Below are 21,055 nucleotides of genomic sequence, written 5' to 3'. Positions count from 1 at the left end.
AGCTTCTTTTTATATTGATTTTGTTTTATAGATTTGTGAATAATTTAAGAAAATCCAATAAATGTTGGTATTAATAAACATTTGTTTTAATAAAATCTTCTATCACCTTTTTTGTAGGACACGTTGCAGGCCCATATTTTGTGACAGCAATAGCAGCTGCAGCATTCGCGCATAAAACAGCCTGCTTAAGCGTCATTTTGTAGCCTATGCAAGCCGCAAGTACGCCAGTATGCGCATCGCCAGCTCCATTCGTATCTACTGCTTTTACTTGAAATCCTTTAATATGCTCGGCTTCTTTACCTAAATCACACACCCAAGCTCCGTGAGATCCTGCATGAACGATGAGGGGAGCTCTTAGCGCACGCTGTAAACGCTCAATCTTTCGTTTTGTAAGTTGATTATTTGTTTCGTCATTAAAGTTTTTGCTATCAGCATCTTTGCTTTCGTCAGCATCTTCGCTGCAATCATCTTCGATTTCGTCATTTCCCCAAGCGTTAAGCCTTTTTGCTAAAATCTCAGCTTCTCTAGCATTACACAACCAAATTGGCGCGTAGTCAATCAAGGCTTTTAAATCTTCATCTAAAATATTTGCAATCATTGGCGACGCATCAAAAATCGCTGTAAACCGGCGCTTGTGTTTATCAAAAGAACTCTCTAAAGCACTACTACTTAAACCGCACAAACCGCTTGTTCTTAGCATAAACCGCAAAAGCGCACGTTTTATAGGACTCACAAACGTGTATCCACTAATGTACACAACATCTTCCGGATTAGGATTTACAAAGTCAAAAGCATGCTCGTCACCACTAGTTTCCGCACCTTTAGTAGATATAAAAGTTCGTTCTGCGCTTTTATCCGTAAGAGCTATGCAAAATCCTGAATCAAGCATGGAATTTTTTGTGCCAATATGCGAAATACGTGCTTCGTTTAAAGCTTTAGAAATAATATTTGCAAAATATCCTTCACCCAAAACGCCAGCCCATTGCGCTTTAGCTCCCATTTGACTTGCAGCAAATAGCATGTTGTAACTTGCACCAGCGCTCATACTATACGAGTTTGCAAATATGTCTTCACCTGGTTTAGGAACAGAGCTAACTTTCATAGTTACATCTACAATAATTTGACCAAGTGAGATTACTTGCGGCACGACCAAACTTGCTTTTTCATTCAAGCTTATGTTTGATTCGTACATTGCAATCGCCTCTGAAAGCTACTATGCAGCATATTCTCTACTTTTCTCAATCTTCTAATTTTTTCTCATTAAGCACAAAGCATACACTATCTTTTCTACGTCGTAGCAGTGATCGACTCGCAAATTCTCTAAAACGCGTTCTCGTATTTTTTCATCGAACACTTGCAACCCATACTGTGAGCCCAACATCGCAGAACACATTGCAGCAATCGTATCGGTATCTCCGCCAATCGATGCTGCAAAACACGCAGCTTTGGTTGGTTCATTTGCAAAGCGAGTTGCAATTGCGAAAGCTGCAGCTACGGATTCATTAGCTTCAACACTTGTACCACAATCATTTTGCAACATTTCAGCAAAATCATCGTCACTTACAGATAAGCAACTCAACTCCTCAGCTTTTTTAGTGAAAAATTCGACCCTACTTATAACGCTTGCTTTTGCGCTCCAATTACCATATTTTGGAAGCAATTTTACGAATTTTATTGCTTCTTTAAGCGGATTTTCACAACCTTCAATACCTAAACTTACTGCCGCAGCAACGAGTGTTGTAGATTCAATTCCTTGAGTCGTATTGTGAGTAATTAAGCATGATTTTCTGGCTGCCTTAGCAAGCGATTCACCTGGTTTGAAAGCAATGCCAATTGGTGTCGCGCGCATTGCACCACCATTAGTTGTGCCAAATTTGCCTGTTTCTTCAGGAATTACTCCATTTACAAGTGCTTTTAAAGCTGACTTAGTTGACGGTCCTAGCAAATCCAAGGAACCTTTTTCGCGCATTGCACCTTCCCAATCTAGAAGATTTTGCGCATACTTGTTGTTGTCAATATTGCCATTATCTGCGATTATGCGTTCAGCAAGTAAAAAAGCTTGCTCCGTATCGTCTGTTACAGAACCTGCTTTCATATTTGGCGCGATTGGCTGCTGACTTACAGCGTCCATTAATTTTGTAATTGGACCGCCATAAAAACGGCGTATGCTTTGAGCACTCATGCTTTGAGTTGGCATTCCAAGCGCATCGCCTATAGCAAGACCAACAATAGCTCCAAACGCGCGATTATATGTTTCACTTTGCTCAAGATTGATTGCTGCGTTTATCATAAGTATATTTTATGCTTTCGCAGACACAATTTTAAAAGCACTTGGGCTATAAGCTAAACGCAATTAAACGCAGCTAAACAAATATCAAAATCAGATTTCAGACTCAGCATCTGTAATCTCGCGCACTTGCTCAACATTAGCTTTGAGCATATCTTTTAGCGCATCAACCGAATCAAAAGTCTGCTGCGGGCGCAAGAAACTAGCAAACTCGATGCAAACACGATGCCCGTACAAGTCTTTCCAATCGTCGAACAATCCGTAAGCTTCAACAGTGCGCTCTGCATCTTCTTCGCCATCTTTATTAAATGTTGGCTTAGTTCCAATAGAAATCGCAGCAGGCCAACGCCACGGAGAATGAACGCCTAAATGAAGCTCGTCACGACGCAAAACACTCACATCCGGAACAGCATTTTTCGATGGTCTGACATCGTTCTTATTGTCAGCATCTAAATCAACAACCCAGCCTGCGTACACGCCATCAACTGGCACATAGCCTTCAATTTTTTCGCCAAGATTTACTGTTGGGAATCCAATCTCGCGCCCACGCTCGTCTCCATGAACTACTGTTCCTTCAACGCGATGCGGCTGATCCAAAATTTCACGCGCTTCTTTGACTCGACCAGTAGCCAACATCCAGCGCACATTTGTAGAACTCCAAGCACGCACTTTCTTATTTGGCATGCTCTTGCTCCAAGCACGATATTCAGCTTTATTCATGCCATCAGAAGGATCTTTAGGGTCTCCAGGCTCCTGTGGAACCTCACGAACAATAGGATCAGGCACGCGAACGTCGTCTGGACCCAAATCCTCTACTTCAATAAGCTCAAAAACTCCAGTTGCTTGAGACAACTCGCGAATTGCTTTGATATCACCAGCACGACGAGCACCAAGCGCAGCATCAGAGCCAAGAACTAATGCTCGCATACCAAGCTTTCCAACGAGCTGACCTAAGAAGAAACGGTACGATTTTGCAGCAAAAGCAAGGCTGTAGCGCACAATCACAACATGATCAACATCCAACTGCGACATCACGCGCAAACGTTGACGCACGCTTGTAAGAGCATCAGGATCGTCCGGAAGTTTAGAATTAACGTCGCCAAAATCATCGTATAAATCAGGATTAGCATGCACTACGCTTGGACGTGGATCAAACATAATCACTACTGAAAACGCTCCATGACGATGCGCAAGATCCACAGTACGACGAATAACCTCGCGATGACCTTTGTGCATACCGTCGAATACGCCAATGGTAACAACCGCTTTACGCTCCGCACTTAACGTTGGCCAATTAATCATGCCGTTGGCATCTGGTCGAATGTCGATGACCTTCATGATATCCTTACTATCCGCGTTCAAGCATTACTCAAGCAAACTACGCAAAATACGCAATTCGTTATTTTAAATACTTATCTAGTTTACCAGTCTTCTCGCTTGCCGGAAATACCACAATTGGTTTGATTTGATTACTTTTTATATTTTTTGTCAATTCAACTACTGCAACAACGTCACATTCCTCAGTATTTGCGTTTTGAACGTACGCTATTGCAGGATAATTTTCGTAATTTATGCCAGATTTAAGCTCAATCCAGCGCCCAAAACGTAAGTCTTTAGCTTGATTCTCATCAATGCTTAAAGTTGGAAGCGAATGCGAAGCTGCATCCATCATATTTAAGCAAATTTTAGGAAGCATATTATTTGCGTCAAAATCGTCACTAGGAACTGCTTTTGAGCGATGCTGCAATACTCCATTGCGATCAGTAAATTCTCGCATTTGAGCGCGAAGTTTAAGAACTCGCGAATCAGTAACCGAAAAATCACCAATGCTAGTGCGACGAAGCTGAGTAAGATGTCCACCAACTCCTAGTAAGCGACCTAAATCGCGAGCTAAAGCGCGAATATATGTTCCACTACTGCAAGAAACTTTTGCAGATATATCGCATACGAGTTTCCCACTCACTCCCCTAGTAATTCGAGGATTACTTACTGAAAAATCACTAACAAATATCTCTCGAGGAGCAATCTCTACTGATTTTCCTTCGCGCGCTAAATCATAAGCTCGTTGACCATTAATTTTAATAGCAGAAAAAGCAGTAGGAGCTTGCATAATTTTGCCTACTAAATTTTCGCTAACAACTTGCTTAATTCGCTCAAAAGACAGTGACTTTTCAAAAGACGTGTCGTCATTATCGACATGAACCCCCGGACCTATATTTAATGCATTATCCGGAAGAATCTCACCTTCTGCGTCATCAGTAGTAGTTGCTTCTCCTAAGCGGATTACTGCTTCATAGGTTTTATTGTGCCCCAACATGTAATTTAAAAGTCGCGTTGCATTGCCAAAACCTATGATTAGCAATCCTGTTGCCATAGGATCAAGCGTTCCTGCGTGCCCAACTCGCTTTGTATGCAACAAATGACGAGCGCATGCAACAATATCGTGACTTGTAACACCTTGCGGCTTATCTACAAGCAGTAATCCCGAATCTGGTATGCACATAAGTTAAATCTAACTACTATACGATTCACATTGAGTTTGCTTTGAGATCTAATTGTTGTCAGACGATTCAGACATGTCTTCAAAGTCGCCCTCTTCAAAGTCGTCGCCCTCTTCGAAATCATCGTCAGATTCTTCAACTTCGCGTGGCTTCTTATACGGATCGACATCACCAGCATACTTAGCATTTTCACGCAACTTAGCTAATTCTTCATCACGATGACGAGCTGCAACAAGAATATCCTCAATTTCGTGCGCTTCAGACGGCACTTCGTCATAAATGAATTGCAATTGAGGAGTCAAACGCAATCCAGCTTTTGCACCGACCAAAGAGCGCAGTCGACCGTGAGCCTGCTGCAAAGCTTGTGCTGCACGCTGACGCTCGCCCTGCTCTTTGCCTTCGTGACCAAGTTGAGTCCAGTAAACCTTTGCAATTTGCAAATCGTTCGTAACACGCACTTCCGTAATAGTCACACTTGCCAAACGCTTATCATGCAAATGCGATTCCATATTAGAAGCGATTACGCGCTGAATTAATGCTGCAATACGTGCAGCTCTAGGATTCGTTCCTGCCATAATTACTTGCGCTCAATCTGCTTCATTTCAAAGGTTTCGATTATATCGCCAAGCTCAATGTCATTAAAGCTGCCGAGATTAATACCAGCTTCGTAACCTTCGCTAACGGATTGCACGTCATCCTTAAACCTACGCAAGCTGGAAATCTCCAAGTCGTTGACTGTAGCAACGCCGTCGCGCAAAATACGGCACTTCGTACCGCGCTTGACCTCGCCATCTTGAACCATAACACCAGCAATATTGCCGAACTTGGAAGAACGGAAGATTTCGCGAATCTCAGAGTGAGAAGTGACAACCTCTTCAAATTCTGGCTTAAGCATACCCTTCAAAGCAGCTTCGATATCTTCGATTGCCTTGTAAATAACCGAGTAGTACTTAACCTCCACACCTTCGCGTTCAGCCAAATCAGCAACCTGACGGTTTGGACGCACGTTGAAGCCAATAATCACAGCCTTATCGACAGTTGCCAAGTTCACATCATTCTGAGTAATTGCACCAACACCGCGGTGAATAACCTGGATGCCAACTTCCTCAGAGACCTCAATCTTCATCAAGGAATCTTCCAAAGCTTCAACAGAACCAGAAGAATCGCCCTTAATAACGATGTTCAGCATGTCAACTTCAGACTTAGCGAACTGTTCCTTAAGGCTTTCAAGAGACACAACCTTGCGGCGCTTAGCAAGCTGAGCTGCACGCTCTGTAGCTGCACGCTTTTCAGCAATTTGACGAGCAGAACGGTCGTCCGAAGTAACCAAGAACAAGTCGCCAGCGGTTGGAACAGAAGTCAAACCAAGCACCTGAACAGGAGTGGAAGGAGCCGCATCCTGCAAATGCTTGCCGTTCTCGTCAAGCATAGCGCGCACACGACCATAAGAAGTGCCAGCAACGATAGAATCACCAACGTGAAGAGTACCTTGCTGCACAAGAACAGTAGCAACAGCACCACGACCCTTATCGAGTCGAGCTTCGATAGTTGCACCGCGAGCATCCATATTTGGATTTGCTTTAGGATCAAGCTCAGCGTCAGCAGTCAACAACACAGCTTCAAGAAGCTTATCGACGTTCGTGCCCTGCTTTGCAGAAATATCCACAAACATGGTGTCTCCACCGTAATCTTCAGCAACTAAACCGTATTCTGTAAGCTGACCGCGAACCTTATCTGGGTTGGCACCTTCAACATCAATCTTGTTCACAGCCACAACAATTGGCACATGAGCAGCTTGAGCGTGGTTAATAGCTTCAACAGTCTGAGGCATTACGCCGTCGTCTGCTGCAACAACAAGAATTGCAACGTCTGTAAGCTCAGCACCGCGAGCACGCATAGCAGTAAACGCTTCGTGGCCTGGAGTATCGAGGAACGTAATCTTACGAGGCTTTCCTTCAAGATTTACAGTTACTTGATAAGCACCGATACGCTGAGTAATGCCACCTGCTTCGCGATCGATAACATTCGACTTACGGATGGTATCAAGCAAGCGAGTTTTACCGTGATCGACGTGACCCATAACAGTAACAACAGGCGGACGAGATTGCAAATCGTCATCTTCTTGCAGCTCTTCTTCGTCCAAATCGATGTCAAACTGCTGCAAAAGCTCTTTATCTTCTTCTTCAGCAGAAACAATGCTGATATTCCAGCCGATTTCTTCACCCAAAATTTGGAATGTTGATTCATCCAAAGATTGTGTAGATGTTGCCATTTCTCCCAAGTGGAAGAGCACAGTTACCAAAGCTGCTGGATTTACATCAATCTTTTCCGCCAAATCAGAAAGAGTTGCGCCTTGACGCAAGCGAATCGTAGCGCCGTTACCAGAAGGAATACGCACGCCGCCAATCACTGGTGCTTTAAGCTCTTCGTATTCACGACGTTTCGCTAAACGATTCTTACGAGCCTTAGAAGATTTACCACCTTGACGACCGAATGCGCCTGCAGCTCCTGCACGACCGCGACCGCCGCCACGCGATGGACCACCATTAGGTGCGCCTGCTGCAGCAGCCTGGAAGCTAGCTCCTTGAGATGCAAAACGAGATTCTGCAGATGGGCGAGAAGATGCACCAGAGCCAGCACCTGCGCCACCTTGACCACGACGCTGACCCGACCACTGCGATGAGCGTGCGCCACCTTGACCAGAGCGGCCACCACGCGAGCGGCCACCGCGTTCTGCACGTTCACCACGCGAACCTTGAGGTCCAGAGCCAGCTTGACCTGGACGACCACCGCGGCCATTTTCAGCACCAGGACGAGACATCGGATGAGGACGTGGAATATCTCCAGGTGTAGGAGCACGCATACCCTGCTTACGGCTAAACGGATTATTACCAGGACGTGGAGCAGATGCGCCTGCACCTTGTGCATTCTGGTGCGGACGAGGGCGAGGAGGCATCTGTGAACGATCTGAGTGAGATTGACCTTGAGCTTGCTGTCGCGATTCGCCGCGATTATCATTGCGACGATCATTTTTTCTATTTTCGCCGGCAGCAGCATTAGAACGCGAAGGATTGTTTGAACGAGTATGATTTGCACCCGGCTTTGGAACAAAATGAGAAGCTGTGTTGTGCACAGGCTGGTTAGCAGAAGAGCCAGCTACAGAATCACTGTGTGACGAATCTTTAGCTTGAGGTTTAGTCTGCGGCTTAGCTTGAGGCTTAGCTTTTGGCGCAGCAGGCTTACTTGCACTAGATGCCTTTTCGGACTTATTTCCGTCAGATGCTAACGCTGTTTGCAAACGACGAACTACTGGAGCCTCAACTGTTGAAGAAGCAGACTTAACAAATTCGCCCATGCTCTTCAAACGCTCCAACACGGTTTTACTGTCTACACCAAATTCTTTGGCCAGTTCATACACGCGCTTTTTAACCACTCAGTGTTCTCCTCTGTCTGTGGCAGCGCTAGTACACGCGACCACTTTACATTATTGCGAGCTTATTATTTATTATCGTGCGATATATCATCGTGCGACCATGATCTTATACCTCGTCTCCCGCCGGACGATGGCGATTGCCTTTCGCCCAGATTCCAGCTTTTAGCATACTCGAAACGTTGGATTGACTCGAGTGTCGCTAAATGCCACGCGAGAGACTACTTTATTTGCACACCACTAGCAAAATAAACAATCAAGAAGTGCTAAACATTGCGAAAATATCAATCTAAAAATATTTAGCACTTCTCAATTAACAATCTATTCAGCAGCAGATGCGTTATTATTCAAATCAGCTGAAGCAGGCTGAGCATTTTGTGCTTGAGCTGCAGCAACCTTCTTAGCATGCTCTTCCGCAGACTCAATACCAATCTTCCAACCAGTCAACTTTGCAGCCAAACGAGCGTTCTGACCTTCTTTACCAATAGCAAGAGAAAGCTGAGCATCATGAATAAAAGCAACTGCAGTTTGATTCTTTTCACTCACTACTTGCACTTGTGTAGCAGTAGCAGGCGAAAGAGCAGCAGCAACAAACTTTGCTGGATCAGACGACCAATCGACAATATCAATCTTCTCTTGACCCAAGTTTTCCATTACAGCACGCACGCGTGAACCGCCAGGACCAATTAAAGCACCCTTTGGATTCACACCTTCAGTATTAGCTCTAACAGCAATCTTTGTGCGAGCTCCGGCTTCACGTGCAATCGACATAATAGAAACTGCTCCAGAAACAAGTTCCGGCACTTCTCGCTCAAAAAGACGACGAACTAATTCAGGATGTGAACGTGAAACAACAATTTCCGGACCACGCAGACCACGAGCAACATTTACAACATATACGCGAATACGCTCACCATGGCGGTAACGTTCACCTGGAACCTGCTCGCGACGCGGCAAAATAGCTTCAACATCTCCAACAGCAACGTGGATATTAGTGTTATCTTTTGCGTCTTGTTGAATAATGCCGTTAATAAGCTTTCCTTTTTGACCAGAAAACGCACCAAACACGCGATCATCTTCAGCTTTACGGAAAATTTGACTAATAACTTGACGAGCCGTTGCAGCAGCTAAACGACCAAAATCATGAGGAGTATCGTCATACTCCTCTCCCAGCGTTGGAGCTGGATACGGGTTATCTTCAGTAGGTTTACCAGGAATTTCATCCCTAGCCCACACAGTGAACGAACCTGCACGTTCGTCCAATTCAACTCGCACATGCTTTGCAGGATGAGCGGTTTTCATATACGCAAGACGCAAGGCCTCGGCGAGCGCCTCGTCCAGCTCCTCGGCATTAATCCCCTGCTGTGCCGCAAGCTGATGCATTCCCGCCAAATCCAATTCCATCGCGCACGTCCTCTCGTTATAACGCATTAATTTATGATTATTAATTGTAACTATTAAAGCACACTTATTTTTTCTTCTAACGACAGTTAGCTTTAATTGTTGCAGACTTAGAACAAATACCAAATTAATAAATCGATATTGGTCACAGTCAGTGGCTATTTTAGTAGATTATGCAGACACTTTATGTTTTGTTAAATGACATGCGCAAACAAGTAAAACGCAGTATTGCCAGAGCACTCGTGCTTCTTATATGCGTTTTAATATCTCCACTGCTAACAGCCTGTGGAACATTACAAAACATTCACGTCGAGCATACAGTTCACACAGCAGCTCCAGAAAATGCATGTGCTAAAGCATACAGACTTGCGCAAAAAAAGCAGCGTGAAATCAAAAAGAACCAAAACAACACATCCATTAAGAATTTTGAAACCGCAGCAAAATATTGGAAAACTGTCGCTCAGCAATGCCCAGGAAGATTAAGTGAAAGCATTATATACAGCACGCAAGCTCAATGGGAAATGCTTTCGAAGAAAAATAGTAACGAAAATTCAAATAATGTAAGCAATAAAAGCGGAAACGAAAGCTCAGAAAATACAAAAACTACAACAGCGCAACAAATGGAGCACGATTCATACGCGAATCTTATAGAAGTAATAAATCATTACAAAAACTTCAAATGGACACATCAACCCTTAGCTCAAGCTGCAGAAGCTGAAGACAAACTTGCTTTTATTTTACAAACACTAGCAGCGAGAAAAGAGCAAAATATAACATTGGAATACAGCGATATGGCGTCGACAAACGCTCAAACTCTTATGCGAGTTGCAGGAGAAGGAACAGACTTGCGCAAAAAAGTTTACGATATTCCTCAAGAGGCGTTAGAAAGCGGAAAAACACATGATTCAGCAAGCGGAAAAGATCTGTCGATTACCGCTATAGCTTATATGGATTGCGCTAGAGAAGAGCTAGCTGCTTTTAATCAAATAATAACTATTACGTCAAAAAATAATAATGCATCCGAGAATAACGTTACTACAAAAAGCGATGATAACGATTCTGTAATACGCGCTCAACAAACTCTTAAAAATGCAACTGTGCAATTAATCACATCTAGACTGCTAAGAGCTTATGAACTTGGGTATCCTACTGATACGAAGCTTATTTTGAAGTAAAACTTAACCTTGGGGCTTTTAGCCTATAGGGCATTCCCTTTACACACAAAATAGGACTCGACTTCAAACGCGAGAGAAAGTTCGCACGGATTACGATCGCTTACGAAGTTCGGCGAATTAAAAAGCCTAAAGCAATTTTACATGCTTTAGGCTTGGTTAATTCGCGGATGAAGCGAGATTCGAACTCGCGGAGGATTTTACCCTCACACGCTTTCGAGGCGTGCTCCTTAGACCGCTCGGACATTCATCCACTTACGATTCGCGCAACAAAATCGCGCGCAAACGCAACTTTTCAATTGTAAACCATGGCGCGAATATAAATTTATGGCGAGTTGAAACGCTATAACTCAGCAGAATCACGGCGAGCGCGAATTTTTTCAGCGCGAGAAGCAAGCTCCTCATCAGGAGGATAAGCTACATATTCCAATGTCAATCCATGAGGATCAATTGGACCCGTCGAGCCTTCACGAAGAGGAACATTGATCTTTTCCTCAAACCAATCAAAAGAACGCTTCCCACAACCAATTTGCACACAAGCTTGCACAAGAGAACGCACCATATTGTGCGCAAAAGCATCAGCGACAATAGTAAATTCAAGCAAACCCTGCTCAACAGGCGGCACGCATCCAGTTTTAAGCTTAACGCGCACGTCATTAGCACGCGTTCCCACGCGTTCCCAACAGACACTTTTTACATCGCGAATAGTAGTGCCTCCAGGATTAGGGCGCGCAAAAGATCCAAAATCGTGAAGGCCAATCATAAGCCTCGCAGCCTGGTTCATTGCATCAACATCCAAAACATCATCAAGTTTCAAAACAAAACCGCGCATACGAGGGTCATAATCACAATAATCAGAAGCGTCGCAAATACGATACACATACGTGCGCTCTAACGCAGAAAAGCGTGCATCAAAACCAATGGGCGCAACGCTAACCTTATGCAACGAAATATCTTGTGGCAAAACATGCTTAAGCCTGTACTCGAGCGCGCAAACACCGTCCAATCCAGTATGACCTACGCATCGCAATAAAGTTTCTTCACAAACATCAAGATGACAAACCTGATGCGATGCATGCACGCCCGTATCCGTACGTCCAGCCACAGTAAGGCGCAGCGGCTCAGCAGCATCCCCTTCTGGAACACGCAATACTGTATGCAAAGCACCCTCAATTTCACCCTGCACGGTGCGCAAAGTAGGCTGCTTAGCCCAACCGTAAAATCCGCCGCCATCATACGCTAAATCTAAGCGAAGTCGCATTTAAAAAACCTTCCATTCGTCGTAACTAAATAATTCCGCAATTAAATTCCGTTTACAGTTGCTTCCGCTTAGTATTACTTTCCATCTACAGTTACTCATAAAGCTTGCTTCACCACAGTTACTTCACGCCTACGCCAGCAACAGCAGCAATAATTCCGCGTATAAGCTCATAAGACTTCGCATCCAAGTGCGTTGCCATTCCAAGTAATTTTGGCACAAGCTCAGACCAATGAGAACCCAATAAATCAAAAGTAGGATAACCTAAACTCGACAAAACGTTATACACACTATCAATCCTGCGTTTTCGTTCCTCAACAGGCAAATCAAACATCCAAGAATTCATAGCTTTTGCGATTGCAGCAGCGCGAGCAGTAACTTCATCTCGATAGTCAAAATCACCATCCTCAACATGCCAATACATGCCAAAATGTTGCATTAAACCAACAGAATCAGCCCTAGCTACTTTATATGGCAATCCATTATCCATAAGAAGCCCAATAATCGAAGATTGCGGCACAACTTTCTCTATTCGACTTGCCACGCACGAAAAAACGCTAGTATCTACTACATCATTTGCAAAACCCGGCCCATCCATTGAATAAATTTTAGATACAAGATTGCCAAGTTTTTCATTTTCCGCATCCAATCGCATAGTAGCATAGGACGCCATATTCCCACCTTTTGAATGACCTGTGACAATAATATTCGGGCTGTTATTGCGCTTGTTATTATTATCGCGCTTATTATTGTTATCGCAATTGTCACGCTTCGAATTAGTTGATTTTGCGAAAAACGAGGAAATTTTTTGTAATAAACTAGCTTTTTTTGCAATATATTTACTATATCTTTGTGTTACAGAAATTAAATATTCTGCTGCTGACTCCTGAGCTGGAATTGGGCAGCGAAAGGCCATATTAAAATCTTCTTTCCACCCAACAAGCGTATTATCAGTTCCTCTAAAAGCAACAACAATAGTATTCGGATTATCAATTCCTTCACAAGAACTAAGGTCAAAAGTAACACCAGCAAACTGCTGTTCACAAGATTCATGAGCATTCGATTTATCAAATCGTTCAAGAATTTCGCCTACTTTAATACCTCTGTAGCGCGGATTAGCTGCAACTGCAAAAAGTAACTCTTGACGAAACTTATCAACCTTAGCTACTCCAGAAGAAAACATCGACGAAAAATCTTCAAAACGTAGCAGATCGTAAATAGGCGTAGTCGAAATAACTTTTGACTCACTGTTATATAGCGGAATAGATTTTGGCATATTTATGTATGAAAGCTCACACAAAATCAAAGCATCAACAGAATTAAAACTTCTTTGAGCAAAAGTACGAAAATCGCTTCTTACTTGATCCAAAATATTCGGCATAACTTAATAATAATACAAACAAAAAACGAGCCGAGGAAATCCTCGACTCGTTTTAGCAATTCTTCAAGAAGCGATTAAACGCTTGCTTTAAGATTCACTTTACCGATGCGTAAAGCTGGAATGCAAACTACTCGGCAGCTTCTTCTTTAGCTGCAACCTTGGTAGCTGCTTCAGCTTCCTTCACAACAGCCTTCTTTGGGCTTACTGGCTCAGTTACGAGCTCAATAATTGCCTGAGGAGCGGTATCACCACGACGTGGAGCAATCTTCACGATACGTGTGTAACCACCTTCACGCTGCTTCATCTGCTCAGCAATCTGAGTGAAAAGCACGTGAACCACGGACTTGTTGCGAATTACACGCAACACACGACGACGCGAATGCAAATCGCCACGCTTAGCGAACGAAATCAAACGCTCAGCAAGCGGACGAAGACGCTTTGCCTTTGGCAACGTCGTTACGATACGACCGTGCTGGAAGAGGCTGGTCGCCATATTGGCCAGCATCAGGCGCTCATGAGCCGGGCTAGAAGCCAGACGAGGGCCTTGTTTCGGTGTAGGCATTATTACTCCTTATTGTCGCATCGTTCAGGTGGGCATCAACCCGAACATCCGAACGTTACGACGATTGCAGGCGGAACTTACTCGTCTTCAGGCGAGAAGAAAGTGCCACCTTCGAGATTATTGGCGTCGAAGCCAATCGGTGAAGCCTTCAAAGACAGACCCATTGCCTGCAACTTCTCTTTAACTTCATCGATGGATTTCATGCCGAAATTACGAATATCGAGCAAATCCTGCTCAGTGTGAACTACCAGTTCGCCGACTGTATGAATACCCTCACGCTTCAAGCAATTATAGCTACGCTGAGTAAAATTCATATCTTCAATCGGTATAGCCAACTGAGAATCAGCTTCATCATGAGTTGGCGCTGGACCAACTTCAACACCTTCAGCATCAACGTTAAGCTCACGGCAAAGACCGAAAAGCTCAACTAAAGTCGAGCCTGCAGATGCAACTGCATCACGCGGTGTAATAGCTGGCTTGGTTTCCACATCCAGGATGAGCTTATCGAAGTCCGTGCGCTGTTCCACGCGGGTAGCTTCGACCTTATAGCTCACCTTCAAAACTGGTGAGTAGATCGAATCCACAGGAATGCGGCCGATTTCGCTGTTCTCCTGCTTGTTCATCTGAGCTGGCACGTAACCGCGACCGCGTTCAACAGTAAACTCAATTTCAAGTTCACCATCTTCTGCGAGTGTAGCAATATGCAAGTCAGGATTAGCAATAGTAACACCGGCTGGAGGAGTAATATCTCCAGCAGTGGCCTCACCTTTACCATTCTTGCGCAAATACATCACTACAGGCTCGTCGTACTCACTCGTGAGCACGATGCCCTTGATGTTCAGCAGAATTTCAGTGACATCTTCTTCAACACCTGGCAGAGTCGTAAACTCATGCAAAGCTCCAGAGATGCGAACCGAAGTAACGGCAGCACCTGGAATAGAGCTTAACAAGGTACGACGCAGCGAATTGCCGAGAGTGTAGCCAAAACCTGGTTCCAGCGGCTCAATAGTAAAGCGAGAACGCTGGGGATTCAGTGATTCCTCGGTAAGTGTCGGACGCTGTGCGATAAGCACTTTGGTATCCTTTCAGCTTCTGGTCGGTGGTGCACTCGCCGCCCATAAGCGGGTTGGATGGATGGATTCGTAAGAGTGCTCAGACGCGGCGACGCTTTGGTGGGCGTACGCCGTTATGCGCTTGTGGGGTAACGTCGGTAATAGAACCAACTTCGAGACCCGCGGACTGGAGGGAACGGATAGCGGTTTCACGACCGGAACCTGGACCCTTAACAAACACGTCGACCTTCTTGAGGCCATGCTCCATTGCCTTGCGTGCAGCAGACTCAGCAGCCATACCTGCAGCGTAAGGAGTCGACTTACGGGAACCCTTAAAGCCGACATCACCGCCGGAAGCCCAAGAAAGGACTGCACCGGATGGATCGGTAATGGAGATAATCGTGTTATTGAATGTTGATTTAATATGCGCCTGCCCAACCGGCACCGACTTGCGGTCCCGGCGACGCGGCTTGCGCGAGGCTTGCTTTGCAGCTGCCATTGACCCTCGTTTCCTAATGACGAATGAGTTGGTATGTCTAGACGATGGAAATATATCCGTGGCCTAGAGCCGACCACCGACTACTATCGGGTGGCCTTCTTCTTCCCGGCGACAGTACGCTTCGGACCCTTGCGAGTACGAGCATTAGTCTTAGTACGCTGACCACGCACAGGAAGACCCTTGCGATGACGCTGGCCTTGATAGCAGTTGATCTGAATCTTACGACGGATGTCAGCGTCAATCTCACGACGCAAATCGCCTTCAATCTTGTAATTGGCCTCAAGATAATCACGCAAGGTGATCAGCTGTTCATCCGTAAGATCCTTGACGCGAGTGTCCGGATTAACACCGGTCGCGGCAAGCGTTTCCTTAGCGCGAGTACGACCAACACCAAAAATGTAGGTGAGGGCAATCTCAATGCGCTTCTCATTGGGAATATCTACTCCGGCAAGACGTGCCATTGTAATTCCTTTACTGTTACGCAGGTCGTGCACCAAGTCTTCCGCATTAATAGAAATTAAGTGCGGCCTGGGCCTGCGCACCCAGGGTTCAGCTTAGGCTGTGACTTAGCGCCTTATTCTTTGTATTCCGCGATGGAAATCTGCTCAGCCCTGACGCTGCTTATGACGTGGGTTAATGCAGATCACCATGACGCGGCCGTGACGGCGGATCACGCGGCAGTTTTCGCAGATCCTCTTCACGCTAGGGCTGACCTTCATGGTTTTCCTTTGCTTGTACCTTACTTATAACGGTACGTAATACGCCCACGATTTAGATCGTAAGGGCTCATTTCTAGCACTACACGATCTTGAGGAAGAATGCGAATATAATTTTTACGCATCTTACCAGAAATCGTAGCTAAAACAATGTGCTCATTCTCAAGCTGAACGCGAAACATCGCATTTGGTAGTGCTTCTACTACCGTGCCTTCGACTTCAATCACACCGTCTTTTGCCATGAGCCTCGTTCCGTTCCTTGGGCATACTACTTTGCGCATCCGAAGACACGCCAATCTTTTATAATACAGTAAATGCGTCCCATTCAACACTCGGCGTGTCGAACAGAACGCATTTTACTTTTTAAATTTAAAAACGCACTACTTAATTAAGTGATTCAACAATGCGATTATTGATTTCCTTAATATCTCCAACGCCATCTACTTCAACCAACTGACCGCGGCTATCATAGATATCAAGCAATGGAGCTGTTTCCTTCTCATACGTTTCTAAACGCTTAGCAATTACTTCTGGAGTATCGTCAGAACGACCTTGCTCCACTGCACGCTTTTGCATGCGTTCGAGCAAAACATCGCGCTCAGCCTCGAGAGCCACAACGTGATCGAGAGGAGTGCCAAGCTCTTCCAACATACGATCCAAAGCTTGAACCTGAGAAGCGTTGCGAGGATAACCGTCGAGAATCCAGCCGCTCTTTGCATCGTCCTGAGCAAGACGATCCTTAACAATGCTGTTAGTCAGCTCATCTGGAACCAACTCGCCCTTGTCAAGATATCCCTGAACCTGTTTTCCAAGCTCAGTATGATTCTTAAGGTTATAGCGGAAAATATCACCAGTAGAAATCGCTGGAATGCCATAATGCTCACTTAACAAAGCGGCCTGAGTGCCTTTTCCAACGCCCTGTGGACCCATAATTAGTAATCGCATATTCATCTCCTTAGCTCAATAACTGTAGTTACTTAGATACTTGCTTTTGCTCATCATGCTTGAACAAGAAACCAGCATACTGGAATTGTTCAGTCTGAGCCTTTGCTTGACGCAACGTATCCAAACCAACGCCAGCAATAATCAAAATTGTTGTACCACCAAATGGCAATTTTGTATTCAAATGCAAAGCCATAATCAAAACGGTAGGAATCAATGCAACAAAGAGCAAATAAATAGCACCGACAGTATTCAACCTATTCATAACATAGCTAAGATAATGACTTGTAGCACTACCAGCGCGAATGCCTGGTATGAAGCCACCATACTCTTTCATGTTATCTGCAGTCTCATCAGGATTAAAAGTAATCTCTGTGTAGAAGAAGCAGAAGAACACAATCATTACTGTGTAAAACGCAATATACCAAGCAGAAGTGGAATTAGCCAAATTAGCTTCAATCCAATTCACCCAAGCCTTGCTCTTATCTCCAAACTGAGCAATAAGGGTAGGAACAGCAAGAATTGACGAAGCAAAGATTGGTGGAATAACACCACTCATATTTACCTTTAATGGCAAATAAGTCGAAGAGCCGCCATACATTTTTCGGCCAATCATGCGACGCGTATACTGCACAGGAATACGACGCTGAGCAAGCTCAACAAAGTCAACAAATATGAGGATAACAATCAAAACGCCACCAACAATAGCGAACTTATTCCAATCGCCATTAGAACCGTTGGTTCCCCAACCAATCTCCCAAAGCTTTGGTAAGAAGCCAGAGCAAATAGACATAAAGATTAAGACAGACATGCCTTGACCGATACCCTTATCGGTAATGAGTTCTGCCATCCACATAATAAGACCAGTGCCGCCAGTCATGATCAAAACCATGACAATAAGGCTCCACATGCTTCCGTCTGGAATAATATTATTTCCGCACTGATAATTAAACAAAGCACCCGTACGTGCTGTTACCAAAATCGTAGTAGATTGCAAAATTGCCAATCCAATAGTTAGGTAACGCGTGTACTGCGTAAGCTTTGTTTCTCCAGACTGACCTTCCTTATGAAGAGCTTCGAAGCGAGGAATAACCACGCGCAAAAGCTGAATCACAATGGAAGCAGTGATGTAAGGCATAACACCCAAAGCAAAAATAGAAAGCTGCAACAGCGAGCCACCTGAGAACAAGTTAACTAACCCAATAAAGTTCTCGCTCGATGAAGCTAATTTAACAGTGCAAGCGTGCACAACTTTATAGTCCACACCCGGAATCGGAATAAATGAACCAATACGATAAATAATTATCATAGCGAAGACGAAGAGGATCTTGTTCCTCAACTCCTTCGTCCTGAAGGCCTGGATTAACGTTTTCACCTGGGTCTTCCTCCCTTTTTTCGCGCACTCCTAGGCGCAACAGTGCAAAAAACAAACTCTGAGACGATAGTTTAACCCACGGTACCTACTGAAATAGGTTATTGTGAGTTTTGGTGATAAAAATAGTCCCTCTAGACAATGCTAGAGGGACTATCACAGATTTATAACTGCATCAAGCTTTAAGTAGCCTTTAACTACTCTTCGCTGATGGAGCCGCCGGCAGCCTCAACCTTTGCCTTAGCAGAAGCAGAAGCCTTCATACCCTTAAGAGTCAAAGCAACAGTCAATTCACCATCGCCAAGAACCTTTACAGGATAGCCATCACGTACAGCGCCCTTAGTAATAAGGTCAGCTACAGTAACCTCGCCACCCTTTGGGAAAAGGTCAGCAAGATCTGCAACGTTGACGACTTGGAATTCCTTCTTGAAAGGACTCTTGAAGCCACGCAACTTAGGCAAGCGCATATACAGTGGGAGCTGACCACCTTCGAAGCCAGGACGAACCTGATAACGCTTCTTTGTGCCCTTATCACCACGACCTGAGGTCTTACCCTTAGAGCCTTCACCACGACCTACACGGATGCGATCCTTCTTAGCTCCTGGAGCTGGACGCAACGTGTGCATATGCAGCATTGGTTCTTCGTTAGCCATAATCAGTCGACCTCCTCGACGCTCACCAAGTGACGAACGGCCATAACCAAGCCACGATTGACGGGGGTGTCCTCGCGAACTACGCTGTGACCAATCTTATGAAGGCCGAGCGTATGAACATTCGCGCGCTGGCGCTCAGTTGTATGAACTAAACCATGCACCAGAGTGATCTTCAAATTTGACATCACTCACCATCCTTTGCTTCAGATGCCTTGGCGGCCTGAGCTTCTTCGCGAGCCTTGCGAGCTTCGGCAATGCCAGCAGCACGCTCACGGAGCAAAGCATCAGGAGCGACTTCCTCAAGAGAAAGACCACGACGAGCAGAAATCTCTTCTGGCTCTTCGAGCTTCTTCAAAGCGTCCACAGTAGCACGCACTACGTTTACAGCAGTTGCAGAGCCCATGGACTTGGTGAGGATGTCCGTGATGCCGGCGCATTCCATAACAGCGCGTACAGCACCACCAGCAATTACACCAGTACCTGGAGCAGCTGGACGGAGCAACACAGTACCAGCAGCATCGTGACCGAGCACTGGATGAGTGACGGTGCCACGAATGCGTGGAACAGTGAACATATGCTTCTTAGCGTCAAGCTGACCCTTAGCAATAGCAGCTGGAACTTCGCGAGACTTGCCGTAACCAACACCAACAGTGCCCTTACCGTCGCCAACAACAACAAGTGCTGCAAAGCTAAAGGTACGACCACCCTTGTGGGTCTTGGAAACACGGTTAATAGTAACTACGCGATCCAGAAGCTCTTCGCCACGGTTTTCTTCACGACGATTACGACGTTCGCCGCGTTTACCCTCGCCCTTGTTACGGCGAGAACGACGATCATCGTTACGCTCCTCAGCGGATGCCTGAGTGTTCTGAGTTTCTTCAGCCACTTGGGTTTCCTTTTCGTTGTCGCTCACAGTGCCAGACCTCCCTGACGGGCGCCTTCAGCCACTGCTGCGACGCGACCATGATATTTGTTACCGCCACGGTCGAAGACTACAGCGGTGATACCCGCTTCCTTCGCCTTAGCCGCTACTAATTCGCCAACCTTGGTTGCAGCTTCAGTCTTCGTGCCAGTGAAACCAGCGAAGTCAGCAGTCAAAGTGGAAGCACTTACCAAAGTAATTCCCTTGGTATCATCCACAATCTGAGCAACCATATGACGGTTAGAACGGGAAACAACTAAACGAGGACGTTCAGATGTGCCGGCAATGTGCTTACGAAGACGGGCGTGACGACGCAAACGTGCGACTTTGGTACCCTTACCGAAAATCTTAACGCTCATATCACTTACCAGCCTTTCCAGCCTTGCGCAGGATACGTTCATCGGTGTACTTAATACCCTTACCCTTGTAAGGTTCTGGAGCACGAAGCTTACGAATGTTAGCAGCAACCTGACCAACAGTCTGCTTATCGGTGCCCTTTACGATTACCTGGTTAGGATTTGGCAACTCGAACTCAATACCTGCCGGTGGTTGAACGGTAATAGTGTGAGAATAACCGAGCGAGAACTCAATGCCCTTGCCCTTCATCACTGCACGATAACCGGTACCGACAATATCCAAAGTCTTGGTGTAGCCTTCATGTACACCCTTCACCATAGAAGCAACAATTGCGCGAGCCAAACCATGCTTTGCACGAGTTGGACGCAAATCGTCAACTGGAGTCAGAACAATCTGATTGTCAGCGACTGCTGCGGTGATTCCCTCTGGAATTTCATAAGAATCAGAACCCTTAGCGCCTTTGACGCTGAAGGACTGACCTTCAATCTTTACTTCCACGCCTGCAGGAATGTCGACGGGGAGCTTACCAATATGCGATGCCATCTTCAGC

Annotated in this window: 22 protein-coding genes, 1 tRNA gene and 2 pseudogenes; 1 reads left to right on the top strand and 24 read right to left on the bottom strand. The window is 45.3% G+C overall.

Annotated features, from left to right (window positions below; genetic code table 11):
* Positions 1–70 precede the first annotated feature (70 nt).
* From HXT41_RS05860 to nusA, 8 genes and pseudogenes are all read right to left on the bottom strand, one after another.
* The gene (locus tag HXT41_RS05860) at positions 71–1,192 is read right to left on the bottom strand and encodes a PfkB family carbohydrate kinase (RefSeq protein WP_103013798.1); all 1,122 of its coding nucleotides are present in this window, start codon (positions 1,190–1,192) and stop codon (positions 71–73) included.
* Between the two features lie 54 nt (positions 1,193–1,246).
* Positions 1,247–2,290, bottom strand: a complete 1,044-nt coding sequence (locus HXT41_RS05855) for an ADP-ribosylglycohydrolase family protein (RefSeq protein ID WP_103013797.1) — start codon at positions 2,288–2,290, stop codon at positions 1,247–1,249.
* Positions 2,291–2,380: 90 nt separating this feature from the next.
* Positions 2,381–3,625 carry a bifunctional riboflavin kinase/FMN adenylyltransferase gene (ribF, locus tag HXT41_RS05850; protein ID WP_199172871.1) on the bottom strand — a complete coding sequence of 415 codons (1,245 nt, stop codon included), beginning with the start codon at positions 3,623–3,625 and terminating at the stop codon, positions 2,381–2,383.
* Between the two features lie 61 nt (positions 3,626–3,686).
* Positions 3,687–4,790: a tRNA pseudouridine(55) synthase TruB gene (truB, locus tag HXT41_RS05845; RefSeq protein WP_103013796.1), complete on the bottom strand. Its 1,104-nt coding sequence runs from the start codon at positions 4,788–4,790 to the stop codon at positions 3,687–3,689.
* 48 nt (positions 4,791–4,838) lie between these two features.
* On the bottom strand, positions 4,839–5,363 hold the full coding sequence (gene rbfA, locus HXT41_RS05840; protein WP_103013795.1) for a 30S ribosome-binding factor RbfA: 525 nt from the start codon (positions 5,361–5,363) through the stop codon (positions 4,839–4,841).
* Between the two features lie 2 nt (positions 5,364–5,365).
* Positions 5,366–7,897 (bottom strand): annotated as a pseudogene (gene infB, locus HXT41_RS05835) (translation initiation factor IF-2); the annotation flags it as partial.
* A 176-nt stretch (positions 7,898–8,073) separates the two neighbouring features.
* Positions 8,074–8,221, bottom strand: a pseudogene (locus tag HXT41_RS05830) (translation initiation factor IF-2 N-terminal domain-containing protein); the annotation flags it as partial.
* A gap of 318 nt (positions 8,222–8,539) precedes the next feature.
* Entirely contained in the window at positions 8,540–9,622 is a 1,083-nt protein-coding gene (gene nusA, locus HXT41_RS05825; protein ID WP_004109632.1) for a transcription termination factor NusA, read from the bottom strand.
* 170 nt (positions 9,623–9,792) lie between these two features.
* On the opposite strand from nusA, the gene HXT41_RS05820 reads away from it, so the two are divergent.
* Positions 9,793–10,794, top strand: coding sequence for a hypothetical protein (locus HXT41_RS05820; RefSeq protein ID WP_102703347.1), 1,002 nt, complete (start codon positions 9,793–9,795; stop codon positions 10,792–10,794).
* 164 nt (positions 10,795–10,958) lie between these two features.
* Here HXT41_RS05820 and HXT41_RS05815 read toward each other — a convergent pair.
* From HXT41_RS05815 to rplF, 16 genes are all read right to left on the bottom strand, one after another.
* Positions 10,959–11,044, bottom strand: a tRNA-Ser gene (locus HXT41_RS05815).
* A gap of 90 nt (positions 11,045–11,134) precedes the next feature.
* Positions 11,135–12,052, bottom strand: a complete 918-nt coding sequence (locus tag HXT41_RS05810; RefSeq protein ID WP_103013792.1) for a tRNA pseudouridine synthase A — start codon at positions 12,050–12,052, stop codon at positions 11,135–11,137.
* A 118-nt stretch (positions 12,053–12,170) separates the two neighbouring features.
* A complete protein-coding gene (locus HXT41_RS05805) occupies positions 12,171–13,430 on the bottom strand; it encodes an Mbeg1-like protein (protein ID WP_004109646.1) in 1,260 nt (419 codons plus the stop codon).
* Between the two features lie 127 nt (positions 13,431–13,557).
* Positions 13,558–13,992, bottom strand: a complete 435-nt coding sequence (gene rplQ / locus HXT41_RS05800; protein WP_004129014.1) for a 50S ribosomal protein L17 — start codon at positions 13,990–13,992, stop codon at positions 13,558–13,560.
* A 77-nt stretch (positions 13,993–14,069) separates the two neighbouring features.
* Positions 14,070–15,065, bottom strand: a complete 996-nt coding sequence (locus HXT41_RS05795) for a DNA-directed RNA polymerase subunit alpha (RefSeq protein WP_004574084.1) — start codon at positions 15,063–15,065, stop codon at positions 14,070–14,072.
* A gap of 79 nt (positions 15,066–15,144) precedes the next feature.
* Positions 15,145–15,543 (bottom strand): 30S ribosomal protein S11, encoded by a 399-nt coding sequence (gene rpsK / locus HXT41_RS05790; RefSeq protein ID WP_004105468.1) that lies wholly within the window; start codon positions 15,541–15,543, stop codon positions 15,145–15,147.
* 83 nt (positions 15,544–15,626) lie between these two features.
* The gene (gene rpsM / locus HXT41_RS05785) at positions 15,627–16,004 is read right to left on the bottom strand and encodes a 30S ribosomal protein S13 (protein WP_004105472.1); all 378 of its coding nucleotides are present in this window, start codon (positions 16,002–16,004) and stop codon (positions 15,627–15,629) included.
* A gap of 144 nt (positions 16,005–16,148) precedes the next feature.
* Complete coding sequence (gene rpmJ / locus HXT41_RS05780; protein ID WP_003842636.1) at positions 16,149–16,262, bottom strand: 50S ribosomal protein L36; 114 nt, start codon at positions 16,260–16,262, stop codon at positions 16,149–16,151.
* Positions 16,263–16,282: 20 nt separating this feature from the next.
* The gene (infA, locus tag HXT41_RS05775) at positions 16,283–16,501 is read right to left on the bottom strand and encodes a translation initiation factor IF-1 (protein ID WP_004105485.1); all 219 of its coding nucleotides are present in this window, start codon (positions 16,499–16,501) and stop codon (positions 16,283–16,285) included.
* Between the two features lie 142 nt (positions 16,502–16,643).
* Positions 16,644–17,204 carry an adenylate kinase gene (locus HXT41_RS05770; RefSeq protein ID WP_012913828.1) on the bottom strand — a complete coding sequence of 187 codons (561 nt, stop codon included), beginning with the start codon at positions 17,202–17,204 and terminating at the stop codon, positions 16,644–16,646.
* A 28-nt stretch (positions 17,205–17,232) separates the two neighbouring features.
* Positions 17,233–18,576 carry a preprotein translocase subunit SecY gene (gene secY / locus HXT41_RS05765; RefSeq protein ID WP_004574086.1) on the bottom strand — a complete coding sequence of 448 codons (1,344 nt, stop codon included), beginning with the start codon at positions 18,574–18,576 and terminating at the stop codon, positions 17,233–17,235.
* Between the two features lie 194 nt (positions 18,577–18,770).
* Positions 18,771–19,226 carry a 50S ribosomal protein L15 gene (rplO, locus tag HXT41_RS05760; protein WP_004109667.1) on the bottom strand — a complete coding sequence of 152 codons (456 nt, stop codon included), beginning with the start codon at positions 19,224–19,226 and terminating at the stop codon, positions 18,771–18,773.
* 2 nt (positions 19,227–19,228) lie between these two features.
* On the bottom strand, positions 19,229–19,411 hold the full coding sequence (gene rpmD, locus HXT41_RS05755) for a 50S ribosomal protein L30 (RefSeq protein ID WP_004105491.1): 183 nt from the start codon (positions 19,409–19,411) through the stop codon (positions 19,229–19,231).
* Positions 19,411–20,139: a 30S ribosomal protein S5 gene (rpsE, locus tag HXT41_RS05750; protein WP_004574087.1), complete on the bottom strand. Its 729-nt coding sequence runs from the start codon at positions 20,137–20,139 to the stop codon at positions 19,411–19,413. The genes rpmD and rpsE overlap by 1 nt, the downstream gene beginning before the upstream one ends.
* Entirely contained in the window at positions 20,136–20,507 is a 372-nt protein-coding gene (gene rplR / locus HXT41_RS05745) for a 50S ribosomal protein L18 (RefSeq protein WP_004109670.1), read from the bottom strand. Before rplR ends, rpsE begins: the two co-directional genes overlap by 4 nt.
* Position 20,508: 1 nt before the next feature.
* On the bottom strand, positions 20,509–21,048 hold the full coding sequence (gene rplF, locus HXT41_RS05740; RefSeq protein WP_004109673.1) for a 50S ribosomal protein L6: 540 nt from the start codon (positions 21,046–21,048) through the stop codon (positions 20,509–20,511).
* Between the last annotated feature and the right edge of the window lie 7 nt (positions 21,049–21,055).

The sequence above is a fragment of the Gardnerella sp. DNF01189 genome, assembly GCF_049244195.1.
Lineage (GTDB): Bacteria > Actinomycetota > Actinomycetes > Actinomycetales > Bifidobacteriaceae > Bifidobacterium > Bifidobacterium swidsinskii.
This window is presented reverse-complemented; position numbering and strand designations above follow the sequence as displayed.